This window comes from Bradyrhizobium sp. Ec3.3 (assembly GCF_000472925.1).
Classification (GTDB): Bacteria; Pseudomonadota; Alphaproteobacteria; order Rhizobiales; family Xanthobacteraceae; genus Bradyrhizobium.
Genome location: NZ_AXAS01000097.1, coordinates 1 through 19,377 on the forward strand (window position 1 = coordinate 1; position 19,377 = coordinate 19,377).

Sequence of the window (19,377 nt, forward strand, 5' to 3'; positions counted from 1 at the left end):
ACTATTCGCTCGGCCTGCTCGCGGACAAATATGGCTTCAAGCTATCAGACGTGAAGATCGTGCCGCTGCAGTCGCTGTCGAATGCGGCGGCTGCGCTGAAGGGCGAGACCGTCGACGCCGCGCTGCTTCCCATCTCCACCGCGCGAAAGCTGATGGACGANGGCGGCGCGAAATTCCTGGGTTGGGTCGGCGACGAGACGCCCTGGCAGCTCGGCGCCGTCTTCGCCTCGCCCAAGACGCTCGCCAACAAGGTGCTGGTGACGAAGCTGCTCGGTGCGTTGGCAAAAGCCGATCGCGAATATCACGACGTCATTTTGACCGCGATGAAGGACGGCACCGTGCCGATCAATGAGCAGACTAAACCGCTGCTCGAGATCATCGCAAAGTACACCAACCTGCCGGTCGAGCAGGTGGTCGGCAATTGCGCTTATATCGAACCGGACGGCAAGCTGGACGTGAAGAACGTCGACAACCAGATCAAGTGGCTACAAGCGCAGGGCTTCGCCGACAAGGGCTTTGATGCGGATGCGATCATCGCGAAGGAATATGTGAAGGCGGATTGATTGTTTTGTTCGTCATTCCGGGCGCCCGGAGGGCGAGCCCGGAAGGAGATCAACGAGATCGCGGAGCAAAATACGCATTGTCGGCGCCTCAAGCATCGCCTTGCACTCCTTTCCGGTAGCAAGAAGCCATTGATCGACTCCGTTTTCGTTCGCAACAGCCGCCATTTCTGACCGGCAACGGCTCGCGGCGAATGCTGCGGCAGATCGACCGCGTGCATCGCCTCGATCTCGGTGACGGCCGCGACCTCCGGCAGCGGCTCCTGCAGTATGCGCTTGTGCAGCTTCTCGGCACAATCATGCCGCTGCTCGTTCGACGGCAGCGGCATGTCGGCGGAAATTTGACTCGTATCTGTCCCTTTCGTCTCGTTCCTTGACCTGGACAAAGCCAACGTCTGTCGGCTCCGAAAGCACGTCGACGAAAGCCTTGTCAACTTCATCAACGGACGTAAACCCTTCAATGGTCGTCTTGTTGATCAGTAATACCCGGGCCACCGTGCGGGCATGGTGGCCCTGCAGGCCCCTCGAAATGCGCCAGCCAGCTCGGTCATAGCTGATGCTGCCGCGGACTAAGTCCTAACAGCCCCATGCATACCATCGCTCAGTGGGAACGCTTCGCGTTCGAATCACCAATCTCATTTGGTGGCGCCTGCTCCGGCGCGGTCGATGACCCAGGCCACCATGTAGCCCTTGGCCTGCTCAGCCTGCACGTGCCGGAGGGCCTCAGGGTAGGTTAGTAAGGGCTCCTGCGCCGGGTAGACGGCGCGGTCGGTTGGAGTGACAAAGTGGTGGCAACACACGCGATAGTCTTTAGCCTCGAACATCGGAATCCTCCTCTCGTCTCAAGTTGCGCAGCCATACGCTGCGCACTTTCAAGTACTGCCCTACCACAGAGAATGCGGCCTTTAGAAGGCCACGTGCTTCTTCAACACTCTCTATAAGGTTGGTTCGGCCTGCCAGACAGAGATCGGCGATGTCTACATCGCGCGCTTGATTTTCAAATGCAGCAGCACCGGCAAAGATGTGCCGGTGTGTGTCATTCCAAAAATTCATCGTGTCGGGACTTCGATTTCCTGTTGGTCCGCACCTGCTCTGTCAAGCCCCAACCTTCTTGAATATTGCGACTCTAAGCCGTTGCCTCATGTCCGACATTTTCAATCATCCAACAACGAGTGCAATTTAATCCATACGTCCGTTCGCTTGATGGCGACTGAGCATGCTAGATCCCGACGGTCGCCGCACCTACTAGGAATGGTTGGCATTCACACAACGCCGCTCGTTGTGAACCTAAAACCCACGCTTGGCTGTGGTACACTTGGAAAGTCCTTAGTCTTACTGCGCCATAAATTTCGGTGGCTACTTTGACTTGAGATTGCTCTGATGCAACAAGGGCATCGAGATAGTGTCGCGACGAGGCTGCGCTCAATCTTCGTCGGGCGGTCGCAATCGAATTTGGAACGTGCCGTTCAGGCCGCAATGGCAGATCCCCTCGGCCGATAATTTTCGGGAATCGTAGCTTCCTTGAAGATTTTGGTGGAGGCTGTTGCTGAGGAGGAAATCGTTTCTCGCTCCGAGACCAGGGATCCATAAGCGGCGATGCACAGCGTTGCGTGATGGTGGAAGCCGCGCCAACCCCGCCCCTCGAAGTGGCCAAGGCCGACCTCCTGTTTGAATTCGTGTTAGTCGCGCCTCAATGCGCCAGCGCAGTTTGGCGATATCGACCAGCTGACGAAATCCAATGCTGGCCGGAATCGTTGAAAACCAATATTTGGTCGGTGCGGTCGCGCCCTCTGGCCATTCAACCAGGAGCCATTCCTCAGGCCGGCTTTCGGCGAGCCAGTAATCTCGATGTGCCGGACGGACGCGCACACGGGGAAAATGCGTAGACAACTGTTCTGCCGTAGCCTCACGCCACGTGATCTTGTGCCAGGCATGTACTGGCAGACTGATCGCAAGCTTCTTGACCGAAATCGGTCGGTGTTTGCTATCGCGCCTTAGCAGTTTTGGAGGTCCTCCGTTCTCCGTCCACTTCTTCGGTGGCCGCCGTCCGGTTCCAGGCACCCATACCGAGGTTTGTGGTAAGATGCCGGCCACATAGATCAGGCCCAGCTCGGTAGTACTCCCACGCAGAGCGGTGTCGGTGCCAATAGCCTGCGTCCATCAGGACCACGCCGTGCGGCAAGCCCGCCGCACAGGCTCAGCGCAAATGATCAAGTGCAATTGCCGGCTTCGTCTTGAAGGTGATGTCCTTGGGAACTCCGGCTTTGCGCCGACGTACACGGTCCGTCACCCTCTCCCTTGGTAGATAGAGCCGATAGGCCACCGGCAAGCTCGCATGATGGTTCGAGAGCGAGAACGTCTCGGCGAGCCCAATCGAGTATCGATCCAATGACTGTGATGCACGCGCAAAGATGAAGCCATCGCCCTACGAACTGCTCTCGAGCACTGATATCAAAACGGAAGCGTTCGGGCACGACGGCGGATTTCACTTCAACAAATTGAACGCCCAGTGAATATATCTCGTTTGCTTGATTCAAAAAATCACGTGATGCTGGTGGTCAGGAAATAGAAGAAGGCAAGACCCCCAAACCAAACGAGGTGCGGTCTGGGATACGCAGCGACCATATTTCCCAAGCCATGCGCGTGCCTTTCGCGGATCGGTTGTCCGATGGGCAGCTGTGTCTGGTCAACGTGCGTCACACAATCCATTACAACGCGGGGATCGCGTTGATGCGCACGGTCAAGACAATTGGCTTTATAGCAGGTCTGGCCTAAGCAGCTTTCGCAACCCACAACACAATCGCACCAAACTGTTTCTCAGTCAGATTCTGCACTGAGGCTATGGCTTTCAAGCGTGTCGCGGTGTGCCGCGACGAGATGGCCGGAGGGGAAACGCACGGATAGTACTTGCACGAGGATCGAGCGCGCGAACTTTGACGCGTTTGTTGACAGCTTCGTCTCATATGATTTGACGATGTTCTGAAAAGCTGAAGAGAAGGGGAGAATGCATGTTGGACTGGCTAAAGTATCGCGCTACCGTGAAGTCGCGGGTTGGCGACTTGTCCAAGCTCGCGCCGGAAACGGTCAAAGGATATCTAGTTCTGGCCAATCCGGCGATAAAGCGCAGCATCTCGACGCGAAGATGCGAGAGTTGATCTCACTTGCGGTTGCGGTCGCTACCCGCTGTGATGGCTGCGTCGCCAGCCACGTTGAGGCTGCGATGAAGCATGGCGTGTCGAAGGCTGAGATTGCCGAGGCGCTGGGCGTCGCGATTGCGATGAATGCAGGCGCGGCGCTAGTCTATACAGCTCGTACCCTGGACTGCTTCGATCAGATGTCCGGTACGAACGCTGCTGCATAGACAACGGCACGTTCTTCCCTGACTAGTTGAATTGTCGCCCGGTTGGAGGCCATCCGACCGGGCGCTGTCTTAGCCAGCATTCAGGCCGCGTAACCAGACCCATCCAGTAAGCTAACCATTGGCGATTCTCAGGCAGAGCGAAGACCGCGTGGTGTTTTCCGGCCCTGTAGCCGTGCATGGGAGACCAAGGATGCGAAGGTGTCTGTATTCCCGACGAACTTTAACACTCTTGAGCTTCTCGCGCTCGAATGTTTGGCCGAGGCGTCCTTTATCTCTTACCTGCCTCAGTTCGTTGGCATCGCTATTCGAAGTTTGCTCGCGCCTTGGGTCTTCCTCAGATCTGCGAATTCCTGCCTAAGCAGGTCCAGAACGGTTCTAACCTTGGGGAGATCTGCCATACGTTTGTGGCAGATGATCGTGAGTTCTGCGCGGAGCGAGGCTGGAAGCTCGAGCTTGAGCTCCACGAGCTCGCCCGGTCGCTTGAGCCGATGGGACGTCTTCAGCAGGACCATCGCGCCGACGCCGGCCTGGCAGGCGGCGACCTGCACGCTGTAATCGTCAGACGTGAAAGCGGGACGAAAGTCCGGGATCCTGGCCGCGAGCTCCGGATTCGGGCTCGTCATCTCACGCTCTCCTGCCCATGCGATCCAGTCGAGGTCGCGAAAACCGTATTTCGCGGGCAGTCTCCGTGCGTAGTCCCTGCTCACGTAGGCGCCGATCGGAACGATGACTTCATCGACTGTGATCAGATCAGGATCATCGGACGGGTATCTCCTGAGCGCGATGTCCGCCTCGCCGAGCGAAAGATTCAGGCGTTGTGTGCTGGCCAGAACCTCGAGAGTGATCTGTGGATGCTTTCGCTTGAGCTTTTCCGCGATCGGAGCCAGGAAATCGAAGGCGAACGATGGTATCGCCGCGATGCGCACGCGGCCGCTCACGGACGAGGTCTTAGCGTCAAGTGAGCGATTGGCTTCCGTCGCCCATTGCGCCATTCCTTGAACCGCGGGAAGGAGCCTTTGTCCGGCTTTCGTCAAGGAGATGCCCAGGTTCTTGCGAACGAAAAGCGGCTCGCCGAGCCCGTACTCCATCTCCGCAATCCTCCGGCTCAAAGTGGGTTGACTCACCCTGAGGCGTCGCGCGGCGCCGCTCAGGCTCCCAGCGTCGCAAACGGCGAGAAAAATCCGGAGGTCATCCCACTGTAGTTCCACCTATCACTCCTGAGGCTGATCCGCGGGCCATCCATTTATGTATGGCAACATAGGAAGTTAGGCGATTGCTATTCTGGCTGTCCAGAGCGAAAGGGGCGCCAGAAATGAGGAAAACAATCATGCTCCGCAAATCAGGACTCTTTTGCATTGGCGCCCTTACCATCGCCGCGCTTTCCGCATGCACGCAGACCTCGCATCCGGGGAAGCCCGCCGATCTCGGCAAGCCGATCAGCTCGGCGGCCATGGAAGCCTTGATCGATCGGCCGGGACCAATTGAGCTCAAGACGGTCGTCGGCGCGGATTGGATTGCCGATCTTTCGGGACTGCTCAATCTGAACGATCCGAAAGCTGTTCAGGCCGGTCTCAAGGATCACGAGGAGCCGATCAAGATCTATACACATGTCGTGCGACATCCGACGCAGGGATTTTTTCTGGTCGATACCGGTGTTTCAAAGCGGCTGGTGGAGGATCCCGCGAGCGTCGGGGTCGGATGGGTGCTGAGAAAATTTGCGAAGATCCAAAGGATGGAGGTCCGGCAAGACACGTTGTCGGTCATCAAATCGGAAGGCGTTCCTCTCAAGGGCGTGTTCATGACCCATCTCCATCTCGATCATATCTCCGGGATGCCGGACGTTCCAAAGGACGTTCCGATTTACACGGGCCATGGTGAGCCTGAGTATTCGAGTCTTGTGCACATGGCCGTTCAGGGGACGGAGGATAGCCTCCTTGAAGGAAGGCCCGCACTCCGGGAGTTCCAGTTCTCGAAAGACCCGGATGGAAAATTCGAAGGGGTGATCGATGTTTTCGGTGACGGTTCGTTTTTTGCGATCCAGACCCCGGGACATACTCCGGGCCATGTCTCCTATCTCGCCCGCACACCAACAGGTCCGGTGCTCCTGACGGGCGACACTGCCCACACGCGTTGGGGTTGGGAGAATGACGTCGAGCCTGGGACCTACACTGACAACCGGGAAAGCGAACGGAAGAATTTGCTCGCGTTGAAGGCCTTGAGTGAACGCCACCCGAAGATGATCGTGAAATTGGGGCATCAGCCCTGAGTCTGAGCCTGGATCAGAACTCTCAGTGCAATGGTATTCATGAATGCTAGGACCTACCGCACATCTATTAGAAGCGCTAGGTCGGATGCGCTCGAGGAAATTAGTGTGGGGCAAGCCCAGCGCCAGCTGAGCTGCTCAGTGGCCGCCGGCGCGGAGCTTTGCTCCCGCGCATTGCCCCACGCTCAGGAGGACGGCTGGGATTTTGGGGGACTCGGTCGCAATTTCCTGAGCCGCCGAGCGACGGCGTTCTCGCTTCTCTCGAGCAGGATTGAAATCCGCTTTGGGGTTTCATTGTTCGAAGCGAGATCGAGAAGGCGTTTTTCCTCTCCTTTGCTCCATGGCCGAGACCTGTTCCTAAGCATTCTGCACTCAACCGAACTAGCCGAGCAGAGCGCTCAGGCTGAAACGTTGTACCATGTTGCACGCCACGCCACGCCCCGCTCCGTGCAGACGAGTCTCCTCGCAATGAGCCCGTTCGATGAAAGCGCGCTCGAACCAAAGGCCGGTACCGAATGAATGAAGAGGCAAATCCAAAGATGCAAGCGAGATAGCCTATTCAGGGGCCCCAAGATAGCGTTGCAGCCGGCGAACGCAAGGAAAGCTCCTGCCATGACACTATTGCGAATACCCTCAACCGTGTGGTCATGGGCAAAACAGGAGGTGCAATGTTAGGCGCCGCAGCAATGACGATAATCAGCGTAGCGGGGCTGTCACGCGCAGTCTTTCCGCTCGATCGGCAATAGGTGAGTGGGCTTTCGCCCTGGCGTCCAGAGCGCACGGACAGTGCGATTCAGCGGCCGCTGAGTAGTGAACTTCAGCCAGGGCAACGGGAAGCCGCTCGCGCGTTGTAAGATTTCGTTGTGTGGGATGTTCGGACGTGGCATTTCGTTTTCCTACAATGCTCAAGCGAGTGACGGGAGCTTGAACGAAAGTCTTTCGGTGGAACACACCGACGGTGACCTTTATGTGAAGGCGCTCGGAATGGCGTCCGTGGGACGGTGGAACGGCAGCTCGTGCAGGAGCCTGGCCAATGCCGCCTAAGTCGAAAGACGTCAACGTTTGCTGGAGTGCTTCTGATCGACATGTGCGTGGATCCGCAGCGCGGCTTTCACGATACGCGTGACTGCTCGCCGCATGTTTCGAACATTCGCGGTTGCGGGAGCAGTGTATCGCCGAACGTCGGCGTGACGACTCGGCTTTCGAGCATTGGCTTCACGACCACCTATTGGGTGCGGAGATCGGTCTGGCGCCAGCGCAAGTATATGCCGGTATGATGAAATAAGTCAAAAAAAGCGCTGAGATGCAGGATTAAGGCGCCATTCGGCAAGCCGTCGCAATAATCAATACCAGGCATCGTCTATGTATTGGGCCTAGCCCGGCGAGCGGGATCCGGCCCACCGCGCCCTTGGTGAAGCACGACTTTGAAATGGAGAAACGAGTTCGGGAAGTGAGCGAAATGTATGCTGGCTGCCGGACGTTTCTCCGATGCGGCGTGCGCTCTAAACAGGCCAAAGCGTTTCGCTGCAAGATCTCTTGCTGCTGCTCGAAATCAAAGAGGACATGGGTCTTCAGGAGTGACAACGATGCTCGATGAAGACCTGGCTCGAATTCGGGCTCATCGCAACAACATACACCGGTGTCGACGAGTGCTAGAAACAAGACTGTCGGACGTAGAACGTGAGTTCATCGAAAGACGCCTTGCAGAGGAGCAGGCCGCGCTCCATTCTCTTTTTGCCAAAACCTTCCCGCTCACCTTTTCATTTCCGAAAGAACCGACCACCTCCCCGAAGGGCGGGCGAGGTTGCGATCGTGCGTAACTACCGAACCCAATTCGGACCGTGTTCCAGCAACGCCAGACCGGTTTGGTCAATGAGGCCGTCGCTCAAATAAATAGAGCGGGTCGGTACGCATTTCGAATGGCCGGACACCGTGTTGAAGTTCGGCGGACCGCAGTCGCGCTATATCCGCTCGCTCGGTTTGGGGCCACAGTCCATTGCGACCCAATGCTGTTCGGGGAGCCCGTCTAACTCCGTTACGTAGGTTGCGACCGCCTTTGTGATGTCGCTCTTGATGTTCTCACCAGCAGTCGCGATCATTTGCGGCTTCAGGCGCGCCCGGGCCTCGGTGCGGGGGGCGGTCGCTCGACGTGGCGATGCTGAAGACGGCGTTCGCAGCACTGGCCGATGGACGGCGATGATGATTCGCACTCGTTCAGGCGCGCGCGGGTGATGTATCCGAGCAGCTGTAGGATTTTCACCCGCAGATCGAACGAGCGATGGCGCGCGGGCACCCTTGACGGAACGCTATGCGTTATTCGACGCGCCACTTGCTTCTTTGTGCGAGCATCACCGCAGAGTCTTGGAGACGCGCGCGCGGAGTCGTATCGCTTTGAACGGCGTCGGAGCTGCCCGCTCAATAGCTCCGATATACCGACGTATAGGTGAGTATACTTTGGTATATGCGCGCTACGCGCAAAGGATGCGTAGGCGTTGATCTCCGCCTGTGGCGCCGAACGAGCAATAGACAAATTCGTCCAGATTTATCAACGCGTCGACTGCGGACAGTGCGCCGCGCCTCAATTCGATCGCTTCCAAGCGCTTCGCGTCTCCGACTTCGTTATGAGAGGGTTCGCATGGAGCAGGCAGATCTGGATGGGCAGGTCGTCCAGCACTGAAAGAGAGTTTTAATCGAGATTCGATACAGCCACTTGACTTGGGTTCATCCGCATTTGGGGGCTTCGATGTGGCATAATCGAATATCAAATCTCGCGCTGGCGTTGTCTATCCCGGCAGCAACCGTCGCTGCCAATGCGGATGCGTTGTCAATTCACTTCTGGAGCGGGCTGCTTGTCGGTGGATTAATGTTGGCCGTTTCCTTCGCGACTTCGACGCGAAGGAAGACCGCAGCACCGACCTTGGACGATGTGATGGCCATTAACGCCTTTGAATCCATCAAGGATGGAATCGCAGTTTTCGACTCCGACAAGTGCGTCCTGAGCAACGATGCTGCAGCTCACATCCTTGGGTTTTCCAATTGGAAAGAAATGCGAGGGCTGGCACTTGCCGAGCTTTCGGTTGATCCGCAGCCGAACGGTAAGAGCGTTGCGCAGATGTTCGAAGAGACCAATAAAATCATCATGCAATCAGGCCATATCGCGATCGAGTGGTGGCTCCGCCGTAAGGACCAGACTTCCATTCCGGTCAGGACAAGTCTTGTGGTGTCTCAATTCGAAGGCCGCCCGATAGTCGTGTGTGGTTGGCAGGACATAACTGACCTGGTCCGTATGCGCGAGGAGCGGTTGAGCCTAGCTAAGAATTTTGAAAACGACGTGTCGCGGGTAGTCGATGTTTTGGCCGGCTCCATGCGGCACATGCAAACAGTCTCGTTGGCAATTACGGCCTCCACAGACGATGTCTGTCTTCGTACTGAAGGTATGACCGGGATAGTGAAAAAGACGGAAGAAAACTCCAATGCCGTGTCGTCAGCTGCCCAAGAATTCTCGGCCTCAATCTCGGAGATCGGTAGGCAAGTTTCGACCGCGGCGGACATTTCGCAAACTGCCCGCGATAAGACGGTGCACGCTGAAGCAACACTAAGTGAGCTCGTTGCGTCGGTGACAAAGATCAGTAGCGTCGTCCAGCTCATCGAAGGAATAGCATCGCAAACCAATTTGCTGGCGCTCAACGCGACTATCGAGGCCGCGCGAGCTGGCGAAGCGGGCAGAGGCTTTGCAGTCGTGGCGAGCGAAGTGAAGAATCTTGCTGCTCAGGCGGCAAACGCGACGAGCGAGGTCGATGTTCAGATACTTGCCATTCAGGAAAGGGCGAGACTGGCGGCTGCCGCGATGGCCGACACCGCTGAGATAACAGACAAGATGCGCGAGATCTCGGGCAGCATATCGGCGGCGATAGAGCAGCAATCGATTGTTACGAATGACATCTCAAAGAGCATCACACACATCAGTGCTGATATGCGAGAGGCATCCCGAGATATTGACCGACTGAATGATGCATCGCGCGCCTCCGGCTCATCGGCTGACCAAGTCGTCGACAACGTCCAAGAGTTGAACAACAATATCGGTTCGTTGCAGGGGCAGGTGAGCGATTTTCTGATCAAGATACGAGCGTAGTGCGGTGCACGCGTCGGTCGTCAGTTTCATGAGATCGCGCGCGCTCCTCGCTGCTCATCGCTCAACGTCCATCTACAACGGCCGGCCACGTGTGACCGGCCTCCATCGGATCCCTGCATGCGCCGAAAACACTATTTTGATGGTAGTGCGAGGCGGGGCTTGGCCTGAGCTCACAGTCGGCGGGTGATCGCGCCGACCCAATTTCTTTGTGTGGCGGCCCACTTCCAGAAGACGGCCAGAAACCAACTGGCCGTCGCACGTTCGCAACTACCATGTTGGCTCCATGAGGTGTCCACACGGCCTTGATCGGCGGTGGCAAAAGCGCACCACGCATCGTGCGAGTATTTCTTCGGATTACCAGACGAACTTCGCGCCGTCCGGCAGTTCGCAGACAAAATCACCCTGGTTCACGACGTCGGCTGCCCCGGCTGCCAGCTTGGAGGCCCGCACCGTGAGCTTGCCTTCGCGGCTGAGACTGTGGCGAATGTATTCCGTAACCGGGTGTCCGGAGATGTCCACGGTTTGATGCGCATTGGCGAAGCTGATGCCGTGCTGGTCGCTCACCCTGAAGGCGTTGATAGTCAACCCGCCCTGCACGGCTGGCCCGGGCTTGCCGCCATCGACAGTGGTACAGCGGCTGAGGTCCAGTATGAGCTTCACGTCCTTGCCGCCCTGCAGGGCACTGAGCACTTCGGCGTATTTCGGCGAAGGTTCATCGGCCTTGGCGATCGTGCTCATGCTCGCAGCCGCAAACAAGGACAACAGGATCGGCAGGCGTCTGCCACTGAACTGCATATGCTCTTCTCCTCCAAAACAACCACGGGTTGGGCAGGCAGCACCTTTCCCGATGTCGTTCTCGCAAGCAGCTCGGCGGATTCTAGACATCAGACAGGTCGCGCTTGGACAACAACATGTGGCGCAAACGCACGCAAGCGGTTGCGAAGGCTAACCTAACGTCACAAACTCGTACGTAAGGCTTCGGAATGGGTGTGACGACTTGTGGCGTCTTCCGCGGGCTCTTTTGGTTCGGCTGTAGCGTTTCGAAAGGACGAACCGTAATGCAAAGAAGGCTCATACAGTCGAGAGGTCTGGTCAGGGCACTTATAAGGGTGAGCGGAAGAGTTTCAGACGAGTCGTCAATCAAGACATGCGGCGACGACTCGCGAGCTTATTGGTTAGGTGGCCACGTAGACGTCGGTGCCGCGCGATCCAAATCAAGGCCATGCGCCGTCACGGCAGTCCGTGTTGGGACGGAGAAACTCTAGTCTGCACGGCAAGCTGCGTCTGAAGCACAGAGCTATTGTCTCTTGCTCTTACCGGCCAATAATTTGTTCTCCGGTCGTCGCGATGTGCGAAAGGGCTTGAATCGAGCGTAGCGTCAAGTTGTAAGCAACGCGCGAAAACGCTGGCCATGAGACCTTCAAAATGACAAAACCGTTTCTCGCCATGCATCTTGACGCGGGATCGACTGCGGGCAGGACTGCGGAATTCACGTCAGGGCTTGACTGGGCCAAGCCCGCGCTATGGGCGGCCGCGTTCGTTGTCTCGTCTATAACTGCTGTTGCGCCGCACGCCACGCAGGCTGCGCCCGCGACCGACAGTCTGAATTGGTCATCCAGTACCCAATCGAACGGCGCTTCCGCCGTCACCGCCAAGCAGTCGATCTTGCCGTTCTGGGACGCTTGGATCGGCGCCGACATGACGGTGACGCGCCAGCCCGCCACGATGTCGGATTTGCTGGCGGAGAAGGCCGCTAATGGCGGAAACGTTCCGCAATCCTCCGGCAACGTTTGGGTTGTTGCGACCGCGCCCGGCGCAGGCGTCATCTGGGACAAAACAGTGGTGGAGGCGCGCGTCGATCCGGGCGCGGAGAGCAGCAAGATCGGCGCCTCGCTCATCAGGTCGGTGCCGCTGCCCAACGTACACTCGCTGGCCTTGCAGATCGATTGCAACGTGCTTCAGCAGGGGAAGATGTCGCCCTTCGGCATCGGCGGACAGGTAAGCAATTACGAGACCCATCAATCGGCCAAAGTCACAATCGGAAGGACCGGCACCAGCTTTCTCGTCGGCCAGAGCATGTCGACCACTGACGATAAATGGCTGCGCATCTTTGGCGCAGAGCAGAAGCTTTTCGACAGTGTCACCATCGCGAGCTCAATCGGGGAAACCGCGCAAGGCACGACCAACATGAGCTTGACGGCGGGATTCAAGAAGAGCTGGTGAGGTGTCGACGAGTTTTTGGAGTGGCGACCTTTCCGAGGTCAGCGCGGCGCCTTCATGCTCATCGATGAGCGCGTTTCGCTCAAGCGCGTAAAGTCAGGCGTCCATACGCTGGCCGCTCTATTTGTGCGCGACCGGCAACAGCACGGTCACACTGGCGAATTCAATAAACATGTCCCTACACAGCTGCAGTGTTTGAAGTCGCCTCTGAGCGTGGTCGGCGTTTCGGCAGCCGTTAAAAGGGTTGCTCCGCTATTGTCCGCGCAGTCAATCGTGCATGGCCACTCTTTCAGCCGCCAGACCGACAGGTGGGCGAAGTGTTGTCGGCCACGAGTCACGCTATGTTCGTGCACCGTTCTGATGGCGAGCGGGGCAGCCCTTAGCTGGAAGCGTGCCAACTCACATCCTTTTGGCTCGTTTATCGGACTATGCAGGCCGCTGGCGTAGACGTGTGCACTTCGTTGAATGCGGCTTGATCTGTAACTTAGAGATGCCAGAAGGAGAAACTATATGTTTTCGTCATGGCATCTCAATTCACGGATGATACATCCGGGAGATAGCGATGAAACGGCCAACGATCGCCGACTTGGCGCAGGCAGCCGGCGTGAGTACGTCGACGGTAAGCCGGCTCCTGCATGGTGGTGCCACGGTGCGCTCCGAAACCGTCGAGCACATCGTGGAAACAGCAGAAAGAATCGGCTTTTACGGGAAGGGCACGCTGCGCGAGCGCAGGAAGCCGCACCGGAATCTCGGCTTTCTGATGCAGCAGTCGCATCGGCCGCTTTATCAGTTGTGGGCCGCACAAATCGTCGCTGCTGCAGCCCGGCGCACCGATACCGTTATCAAGGCGAATGTGCTCTTCGAGGACGACCTGGCCCCGGAAGCCGTCGCCACCAACCTCTTGAGCCTTGGGAAGGATAGCGACGCCGTCGCCGTCATCACCGCCGACCATCCACTGGTCAGTCAGGCGATCGACGAATTGCGGGCCACACGTGTTCCGGTCGTGGCCTATATCACCGACCTCTCCGCCGCGAGCCGCGCAGGCTTTGTGGGAACTGACAACTGGAAGGCCGGTCGAACAGCGGCCTGGTTCATCAGGCAGATGGTCCGCGAGCGAGGCAAGGTATTTCCCTTGATCGGCAGCCACCGCCATCAGTGCCAGGATATTTCGGACGCGAGTTTTCGCTCCTACATGCGCGAGCATGCCCCCGACTTCGACGTCAGCGACACATTGCTGATTCATGAAGACCCCGGGAAGGCCCGTGGAATCATCCGAAAACTGATCGACGAACATCCGGACCTCAGGGGCATCTTCGTCAATGATGGCGGCATTTCCGGCGTCTTAGGTGCGATGCGCGAGCTTTCTCCCGAACGACAGCGGAAAATCCGCATCGTCTGCCGCGACCTAGGACCTGAGACACGCAAGGGCCTGAGCGAAGGACTGTTTACCGCGTCTATATGCCATCCCTTCGACAAGATGCCGCAGGAGCTGATCGATGTGATGCTGCGCTTGGTCGAATGTCGAGACACGCCGTCAATCGAGCAGCGACTCGTTCCGTTCGAGATCCTTACGCCGGAAAGCATATGGACATAATGAAGTAGGTATTGCCTCAATTGCTGCTGAGGAAATCCATGAGCGGAGGCGAACAAGGGAAATCGCGATGGATTGCGCGCAAGGCCTCAACATCGGAATGGTTGATAAGGGCGGCACACTCATGTGTGAAGGGCTCGCGCTGTGGTTGGTCGCCTGGTGAAACAGCAACGCCGCCCGCTTGAAATATCGGCAGACGGCGTTACTCAGGACTCGGGAGGGTGGTGCAAAATCCCGGTAAACAATGGGTCTGCACGTCCTGTGCCAAAGTTTTATGTCTCGGGCCGAGATAACCGCGCAAGGGATTTGGATGAGGAAGCCGCACGTGGCCAAGCTCCATCTGACTTTACCAGTCACTCTGTCCCCGGACGGAGATGCTGATCATCATATACGAAAGGTTTCGCGCGCGTGCGCTCTGAGGACCAGATGCGGGAGTCGACGAGACACAACTGCCGCCGCTCGGTTCTGCACCCCTTCCTGCCGATCGGTCGCTGAAAAAAGAGTGGGGCGGCACCGACGTCTTTGGATCGGGGGATGCGCCGAGTCCGCCCCAGCATCACCTGGGAGGTGGTGATGCGGTTTTGAACGTAGCAAACAACCCGACGCTGCAGCACCTGCTGCTATCTCATGCCAGGATGGCCCCGATGAGGCTTGAATCGCACGCGGCGTGAAGTTGTACCTTATGAGCTTTTATGTGTCTGTCTGAGCAGAAATGAAAGCCGCGCAAGATGACGACAACGAGAAACGGGTAGACAGGCTCGACGTAGCGAAAGTGGGGGATCGAACATCAGTCAGCCATTCCACGATCGATCTTGCCCCTTCTCCCACTCGCTCGACCTCGGCCTGCCGTGGTCTGTGCAAAGTCGATAGTGCATCCGGCTTTAAGATAGGATCCGGCTGCCATCTCTCGATCCTTGTTCCGAGTCTGACAGCGCTTCACAAAGTGCGAGATCCAAAACACCAGGCGATTGTCCTCGCGAGCTCATGCGAAGCACAATGACGCGCTCAATGCTCGTAAGGCGCGTTGGCACGGCCCTTGCTGTTTCTCGCAGTAGGTCAATAGAGGCCGATTTGAAGGAGCTGAACATGAACAGCACGACAGGATCTTGGGCTTACGGAGAGAAAGCGCCGATGCCGAGCCAAGAACAGACCACGTCAAAAGAAGTTCGCGGCTCTTTGACCAGCGGTGGTTTTGGGACCCTGCCGCCGGTTGCGAAAGTTGCGGCTGGAGCGGGGAGGGTATGTGAAGAAATCGGGCGCAGCACTGCGGCCTAAGCAGGGCCGCAACTGCAGTACCGCTGACCTCGCCTTGCCCCTTGACGGCAGGGCGAGGAAGCGCCTCCACGTTGCATCTCGGGAGACTTGGCAACCGTATGCGGTTGCTCATTCGTCACGTACGTAAGGATTACCTCGTCGGCGAGATAAACAATCCTCAGGGGAGCGCGGTGATGATTTGTGCATACTCATTGCACCGCAACGGAAAATACTGCGATTTCGGTGGAGGTCCGGTGGGATTTGAGAGCGTGCGCCATGGATCCTTGTTTCATGAGACCCTTTGGTCGGCCGCGCGCTCAACACCTTTTGCCGATCTCGCTCATCATGAATGGCTGCGTGACCGGATGGTCATCGCAGAATGTGGCCGATCAACAACGCCGTTGATTTCGATCAACAACGCCGTTGATTTCAAGATAAACTGGAACCAGTGATGAGTGGTGGACAGCGGCTGAGGCGTCATCCGCTTGGACCGTCCGATCCATCCAGAGCAATCTTTACGCATTTGATCAAGGCTTGCGTGACAAGCGGTTTGGCAAGAAACCCGATTGCGCCGGCGTTGATCGCGCGGGCGCGCACTGCATCGTCCGGAAAGGCCGTGATCAAGATGAAAGGCATGTGATGGCCCAGGTCGCGCATGTGCCTGAGCAGGTCTAGTCCGCTCATCGCCGGCATCTGGATGTCCGAAATTACGCAGGACGCCTCGTGCATTTCCGCCGATTGGAGGAATTCAACGGCGGAGGCAAAGGTTTGGACGCTATATCCGCACGATGTCAGAAGGTTGGTCGTTGCGGCGCGAACGGATGGATCATCGTCGATGACCGAAATGACAGGTGGCGTTGACAAGATGACTGCTCATGATCGGGGAACTGCTTGCCGCGGCTGCGGCCGACGATGGAAAGTGGGGGCGTGGCACAGGATTGAAAAGCATACTTAGGTTTGTACGTCCCCCTTCGGACGGGAGATTCCGAGCGCTTCACTCATTTTTATCAGGTCGGCCAGCGATTTGGCCCGCATTTTGCGCATGACCTGCCCGCGATAGATCTTGACCGTAATTTCCGCGAGGCCAAGCTCGCCCGCCACTTGCTTGTTCAACAGGCCAGATGTGACCAGGGGCAGAATATCGCGCTCGCGTGGCGTTAGGCTTTGGAAGCGGGATCGCAGGTCGGAGACCGTTTTCTCGAGGTCGCGCCGCCTGCGATCTCGTTCGATCGCGGCCTGGACCGCGTCGAGCAAGTCCTGCTCGCGTACCGGCTTGGTCAGGAAGTCGACCGCACCGCTCTTCATGGCCTGGACGGTCATGGGAATATCGCCGTGACCTGTGATAAAGATGATGGGAGTGTGGATGTTAGCCTTAGCGAGATCGGACTGGAGCTCGAGGCCGCTCGATCCCGGCAGACGGATGTCGAGCACGAGGCAACTCGGCAGCTCTGGCGGGTCGGCTTGCAAAATTTCGGCTGCAGAGCCGAAAGCCTCGACCTGAAGGCCCACCGATTCGAACAGATTTGTGAGAGCCGCGCGCATCGAAGCGTCGTCGTCGACGACCAGGACGATGGCGTCATCAGAACGTGTGCGCGACCGCATCTCTTGCGAGAGCTCGCTCATGATGCATCCTCTGGCTGCAAGCGCGGGACGATCCTAAATGTCACGCCATATCTCCGGTTAGAAATCGAAAGAAAGTGCCTTGATGCCGGCCACAACAGTCTGTGCTGCCGAATTCGCCAATTTCGTAGGCAGCCAGGCCTGATCGCAAAACTTCCCATATTTCGACTATATGGACGATTCGTTTGCGGCAAAAGGACGATGCAGGCCCGACTGGGCTCCTGTTGTGGGCGGTCGAAGGGTCTTGCTGCTCTGCCGCAAGCGGTTACGGTTTGGAGGGCGCGAATTCCGCGGGGCCCGACCGGTACTCTGAAGCCCGCGGAAATTCCCCGCTGCATCATGCTTGTGCAAGATGGCGGTCGTCGGCGCTGGCGAGGCCCGGCCGACTCAGGTTAAGCAGCCGTCATCGATCAGTCCAACGTGCTGAAGGAATGAAATGGTCGCTGCCGCTCCAAAACTTCCCGCTTCCGGTTTTGCTCTCGAAGTGGATGGTCGATTGAAAGCTGAATTTGCGACCAAAGACGGGGCCTGGGCCGGAGCGAAGGAGTTAAAGCAGCGCTTTCCCAGGCTTCAGGTCAGAATTTATGATGCTCAGACAAAGTCCAGAGAGGAAGTCTAGCTTTCGCGCCTGACTTTCCCGCTTTCGGTTTTTGCTGCGCGTGCGGCTGGCCGCACCGGGCCCTCGTAAACCGAGCCGCGTCGCGTCTACGTAGGGTAGGCGCGGGATACCTCGTCGAGGATATCCCTACGCCTCCCCCCAAACCGTGCGGGCACTTTTCAATGCACACGGCTTTCCATACGCGCATGCGCTCGACTGGAGGCGGTTGCACGGCATGACGGACACAGGACGATGGTCTTGCGCCGCCAACCGGACCGTTTCCAAACCGTCAGCGATCCGCTTCGCAGGTCTCCAACGCGGCGGAGGTGATGCATCTCAAATGGTCCGGTCCTATCACCGCACGCTTCGCACCTGCGAGTGTTGAGGCGATCGACCAGATCATTTGGGCTTTTGACCCACCACGCCCCTGCCGTGACGTTGTCCACCACAGGACTCGTCCAGTAGGTTTGGGTCAGATGCTTCAGTCTCCACAGCTTGATACTACGAAGTTTACCACGGACCACGGAGCTGACTTCGTAGTCCGTACCCTTCCACAGACGTGCCATGGTTCTCGCTCTCGTCGTCCGATGTCGCATCGCCAGCGTCTTCACAAGGCTGCGGAACACAACAAGCTCCAACAGTCCCAAGGCGCTCTTGAAGTCATCGGCAAACGAATGGTAGTTCGCAAAACCACGGAACTCTGAGTTATAGGCGAGGACGGTTGCGACATCGCTGGTGACCAAGAACTGCTCGCGCGGACGGCCAGTCTTTCTGGCGAGATCGCCATAGCCGTGTCGCTTGCAGAACGCGGTAACCTCCCTGCGCGGCACTCGCAAACTGACATTGCCGGTGGTCGGCCGGCGTACCACGCGCCATGTCCGCCCATCCGGCCCCGTGCGGTTGGATTTGCGTCCAGCCCCATAGGATGTGTATGTCGAGATGCGATAGCTGAGGAAGGTCACTCCCTTTGAAGCGGCGTGGACTCCACTTTTCTCGGGCGATACGGCGAGCTTCAAGGCCTGCGTCAGGAACTGTTCGACGCGAGCCATGATCTCACACGCTTCCCGCTTGCTCCCGATTACGCCGATGAGGAAGTCGTCGGCGTAGCGGCAGTAGCGGAGCCTTTTGAAGTTGGGGTCCATAGGATCGACGGACGGCACTTTCCGTCTCTCCTTGTTGGCGGCTTTGATCTCTGCAAATGCAGCGTCGATCTCGGCCTGATCCGCGCCGTCGGCACGGAGCCGTTCAATTTTCCGGCGGAGACTGAGGACGCGCCGTTCCAGCGCCGCGTAGCGCGGGAATGGACGTCGGTCGCGGCCTTTGTCGAAGTCCGCCTTCATCGTCTGCATGTGCTGGTCCAGCTCGTGCAGATAGATGTTGGCGAGCAGGGGCGAGACAACGCCGCCCTGCGGCGTACCACTGTAAGTGCGTCCGTAGACCCAATCTTCCATGTATCCTGCTTTGAGCATTCCATCGATCAGAGCGATGAACCTATCGTCATCGATCCGCTTCTTTAGAAGCCCAATCAGAATGTCGTGGTCGATGTTGTCGAAAGACTACTCGACAGACTACCCACCACCGTGCTCATCATCTCGACGACTATCCCGATCAGGTAACCATCGTTCGGTCGCGCCATCCCTTTGAGGGATCTGCGCTTAATGTGCTTGGCTGGTGTCATCGACGCGGCGAACTTCATCTGACGCTTGTACTGCCCGATGGTACCCGTGCCCTTGTACCGGCCGCGTGGACAGATCTGCCTATCGCACAACATTTACCGC

General features: G+C 57.7%; 15 protein-coding genes and 2 pseudogenes. 9 read left to right on the forward strand and 8 right to left on the reverse strand.

The window, feature by feature from the left end:
* Window positions 1-563 (forward strand): annotated as a pseudogene (locus YUU_RS54000) (ABC transporter substrate-binding protein); the annotation flags it as partial.
* A 191-nt stretch (window positions 564-754) separates the two neighbouring features.
* The gene (locus tag YUU_RS0143265) at window positions 755-937 is read left to right on the forward strand and encodes a hypothetical protein (protein WP_027527773.1); all 183 of its coding nucleotides are present in this window, start codon (window positions 755-757) and stop codon (window positions 935-937) included.
* Window positions 938-1,195: 258 nt separating this feature from the next.
* On the opposite strand, the gene YUU_RS54005 is transcribed toward YUU_RS0143265, so the two are convergent.
* The 3 genes from YUU_RS54005 to YUU_RS62540 form a co-directional block, all read right to left on the reverse strand.
* The gene (locus YUU_RS54005; RefSeq protein WP_245288299.1) at window positions 1,196-1,384 is read right to left on the reverse strand and encodes a hypothetical protein; all 189 of its coding nucleotides are present in this window, start codon (window positions 1,382-1,384) and stop codon (window positions 1,196-1,198) included.
* 598 nt (window positions 1,385-1,982) lie between these two features.
* The gene (locus tag YUU_RS57740; RefSeq protein WP_084801902.1) at window positions 1,983-2,708 is read right to left on the reverse strand and encodes a transposase; all 726 of its coding nucleotides are present in this window, start codon (window positions 2,706-2,708) and stop codon (window positions 1,983-1,985) included.
* Between the two features lie 49 nt (window positions 2,709-2,757).
* The gene (locus YUU_RS62540) at window positions 2,758-2,949 is read right to left on the reverse strand and encodes a transposase (protein WP_027527774.1); all 192 of its coding nucleotides are present in this window, start codon (window positions 2,947-2,949) and stop codon (window positions 2,758-2,760) included.
* Window positions 2,950-3,568: 619 nt separating this feature from the next.
* Here YUU_RS62540 and YUU_RS54015 point away from each other — a divergent pair.
* Window positions 3,569-3,921 (forward strand): annotated as a pseudogene (locus YUU_RS54015) (carboxymuconolactone decarboxylase family protein).
* 284 nt (window positions 3,922-4,205) lie between these two features.
* On the opposite strand, the gene YUU_RS0143295 reads toward YUU_RS54015, so the two are convergent.
* Window positions 4,206-5,129 carry a LysR family transcriptional regulator gene (locus tag YUU_RS0143295; protein WP_027527775.1) on the reverse strand — a complete coding sequence of 308 codons (924 nt, stop codon included), beginning with the start codon at window positions 5,127-5,129 and terminating at the stop codon, window positions 4,206-4,208.
* A 119-nt stretch (window positions 5,130-5,248) separates the two neighbouring features.
* Between YUU_RS0143295 and YUU_RS0143300 the strand changes: the two genes are divergently transcribed.
* Both YUU_RS0143300 and YUU_RS54020 read left to right on the forward strand, forming a co-directional pair.
* The gene (locus YUU_RS0143300; RefSeq protein WP_084801906.1) at window positions 5,249-6,187 is read left to right on the forward strand and encodes an MBL fold metallo-hydrolase; all 939 of its coding nucleotides are present in this window, start codon (window positions 5,249-5,251) and stop codon (window positions 6,185-6,187) included.
* A gap of 2,740 nt (window positions 6,188-8,927) precedes the next feature.
* Complete coding sequence (locus tag YUU_RS54020; RefSeq protein WP_084801910.1) at window positions 8,928-10,316, forward strand: methyl-accepting chemotaxis protein; 1,389 nt, start codon at window positions 8,928-8,930, stop codon at window positions 10,314-10,316.
* A 354-nt stretch (window positions 10,317-10,670) separates the two neighbouring features.
* On the opposite strand, the gene YUU_RS0143325 is transcribed toward YUU_RS54020, so the two are convergent.
* Window positions 10,671-11,111 carry a VirK family protein gene (locus tag YUU_RS0143325; RefSeq protein ID WP_027527779.1) on the reverse strand — a complete coding sequence of 147 codons (441 nt, stop codon included), beginning with the start codon at window positions 11,109-11,111 and terminating at the stop codon, window positions 10,671-10,673.
* Between the two features lie 630 nt (window positions 11,112-11,741).
* Between YUU_RS0143325 and YUU_RS0143330 the strand changes: the two genes are divergently transcribed.
* From YUU_RS0143330 to YUU_RS59675, 3 genes are all read left to right on the forward strand, one after another.
* The gene (locus YUU_RS0143330) at window positions 11,742-12,539 is read left to right on the forward strand and encodes a hypothetical protein (RefSeq protein WP_156944871.1); all 798 of its coding nucleotides are present in this window, start codon (window positions 11,742-11,744) and stop codon (window positions 12,537-12,539) included.
* Between the two features lie 559 nt (window positions 12,540-13,098).
* Window positions 13,099-14,130 carry a LacI family DNA-binding transcriptional regulator gene (locus tag YUU_RS0143335; RefSeq protein WP_027527781.1) on the forward strand — a complete coding sequence of 344 codons (1,032 nt, stop codon included), beginning with the start codon at window positions 13,099-13,101 and terminating at the stop codon, window positions 14,128-14,130.
* A 1,370-nt stretch (window positions 14,131-15,500) separates the two neighbouring features.
* Window positions 15,501-15,833, forward strand: coding sequence for a hypothetical protein (locus tag YUU_RS59675; protein ID WP_156944872.1), 333 nt, complete (start codon window positions 15,501-15,503; stop codon window positions 15,831-15,833).
* Between the two features lie 25 nt (window positions 15,834-15,858).
* On the opposite strand, the gene YUU_RS0143350 is transcribed toward YUU_RS59675, so the two are convergent.
* Together YUU_RS0143350 and YUU_RS0143355 are read right to left on the reverse strand one after the other, a co-directional pair.
* The gene (locus YUU_RS0143350; protein WP_027527783.1) at window positions 15,859-16,245 is read right to left on the reverse strand and encodes a response regulator transcription factor; all 387 of its coding nucleotides are present in this window, start codon (window positions 16,243-16,245) and stop codon (window positions 15,859-15,861) included.
* Window positions 16,246-16,332: 87 nt separating this feature from the next.
* Entirely contained in the window at window positions 16,333-17,004 is a 672-nt protein-coding gene (locus YUU_RS0143355) for a response regulator transcription factor (RefSeq protein WP_035664961.1), read from the reverse strand.
* Window positions 17,005-17,437: 433 nt separating this feature from the next.
* On the opposite strand from YUU_RS0143355, the gene YUU_RS57750 reads away from it, so the two are divergent.
* Window positions 17,438-17,620 carry a hypothetical protein gene (locus YUU_RS57750; protein ID WP_084801912.1) on the forward strand — a complete coding sequence of 61 codons (183 nt, stop codon included), beginning with the start codon at window positions 17,438-17,440 and terminating at the stop codon, window positions 17,618-17,620.
* Window positions 17,621-17,778: 158 nt separating this feature from the next.
* On the opposite strand, the gene YUU_RS62015 is transcribed toward YUU_RS57750, so the two are convergent.
* Window positions 17,779-19,050 (reverse strand): reverse transcriptase/maturase family protein, encoded by a 1,272-nt coding sequence (locus tag YUU_RS62015; protein ID WP_156944873.1) that lies wholly within the window; start codon window positions 19,048-19,050, stop codon window positions 17,779-17,781.
* Window positions 19,051-19,377: the final 327 nt, after the last annotated feature.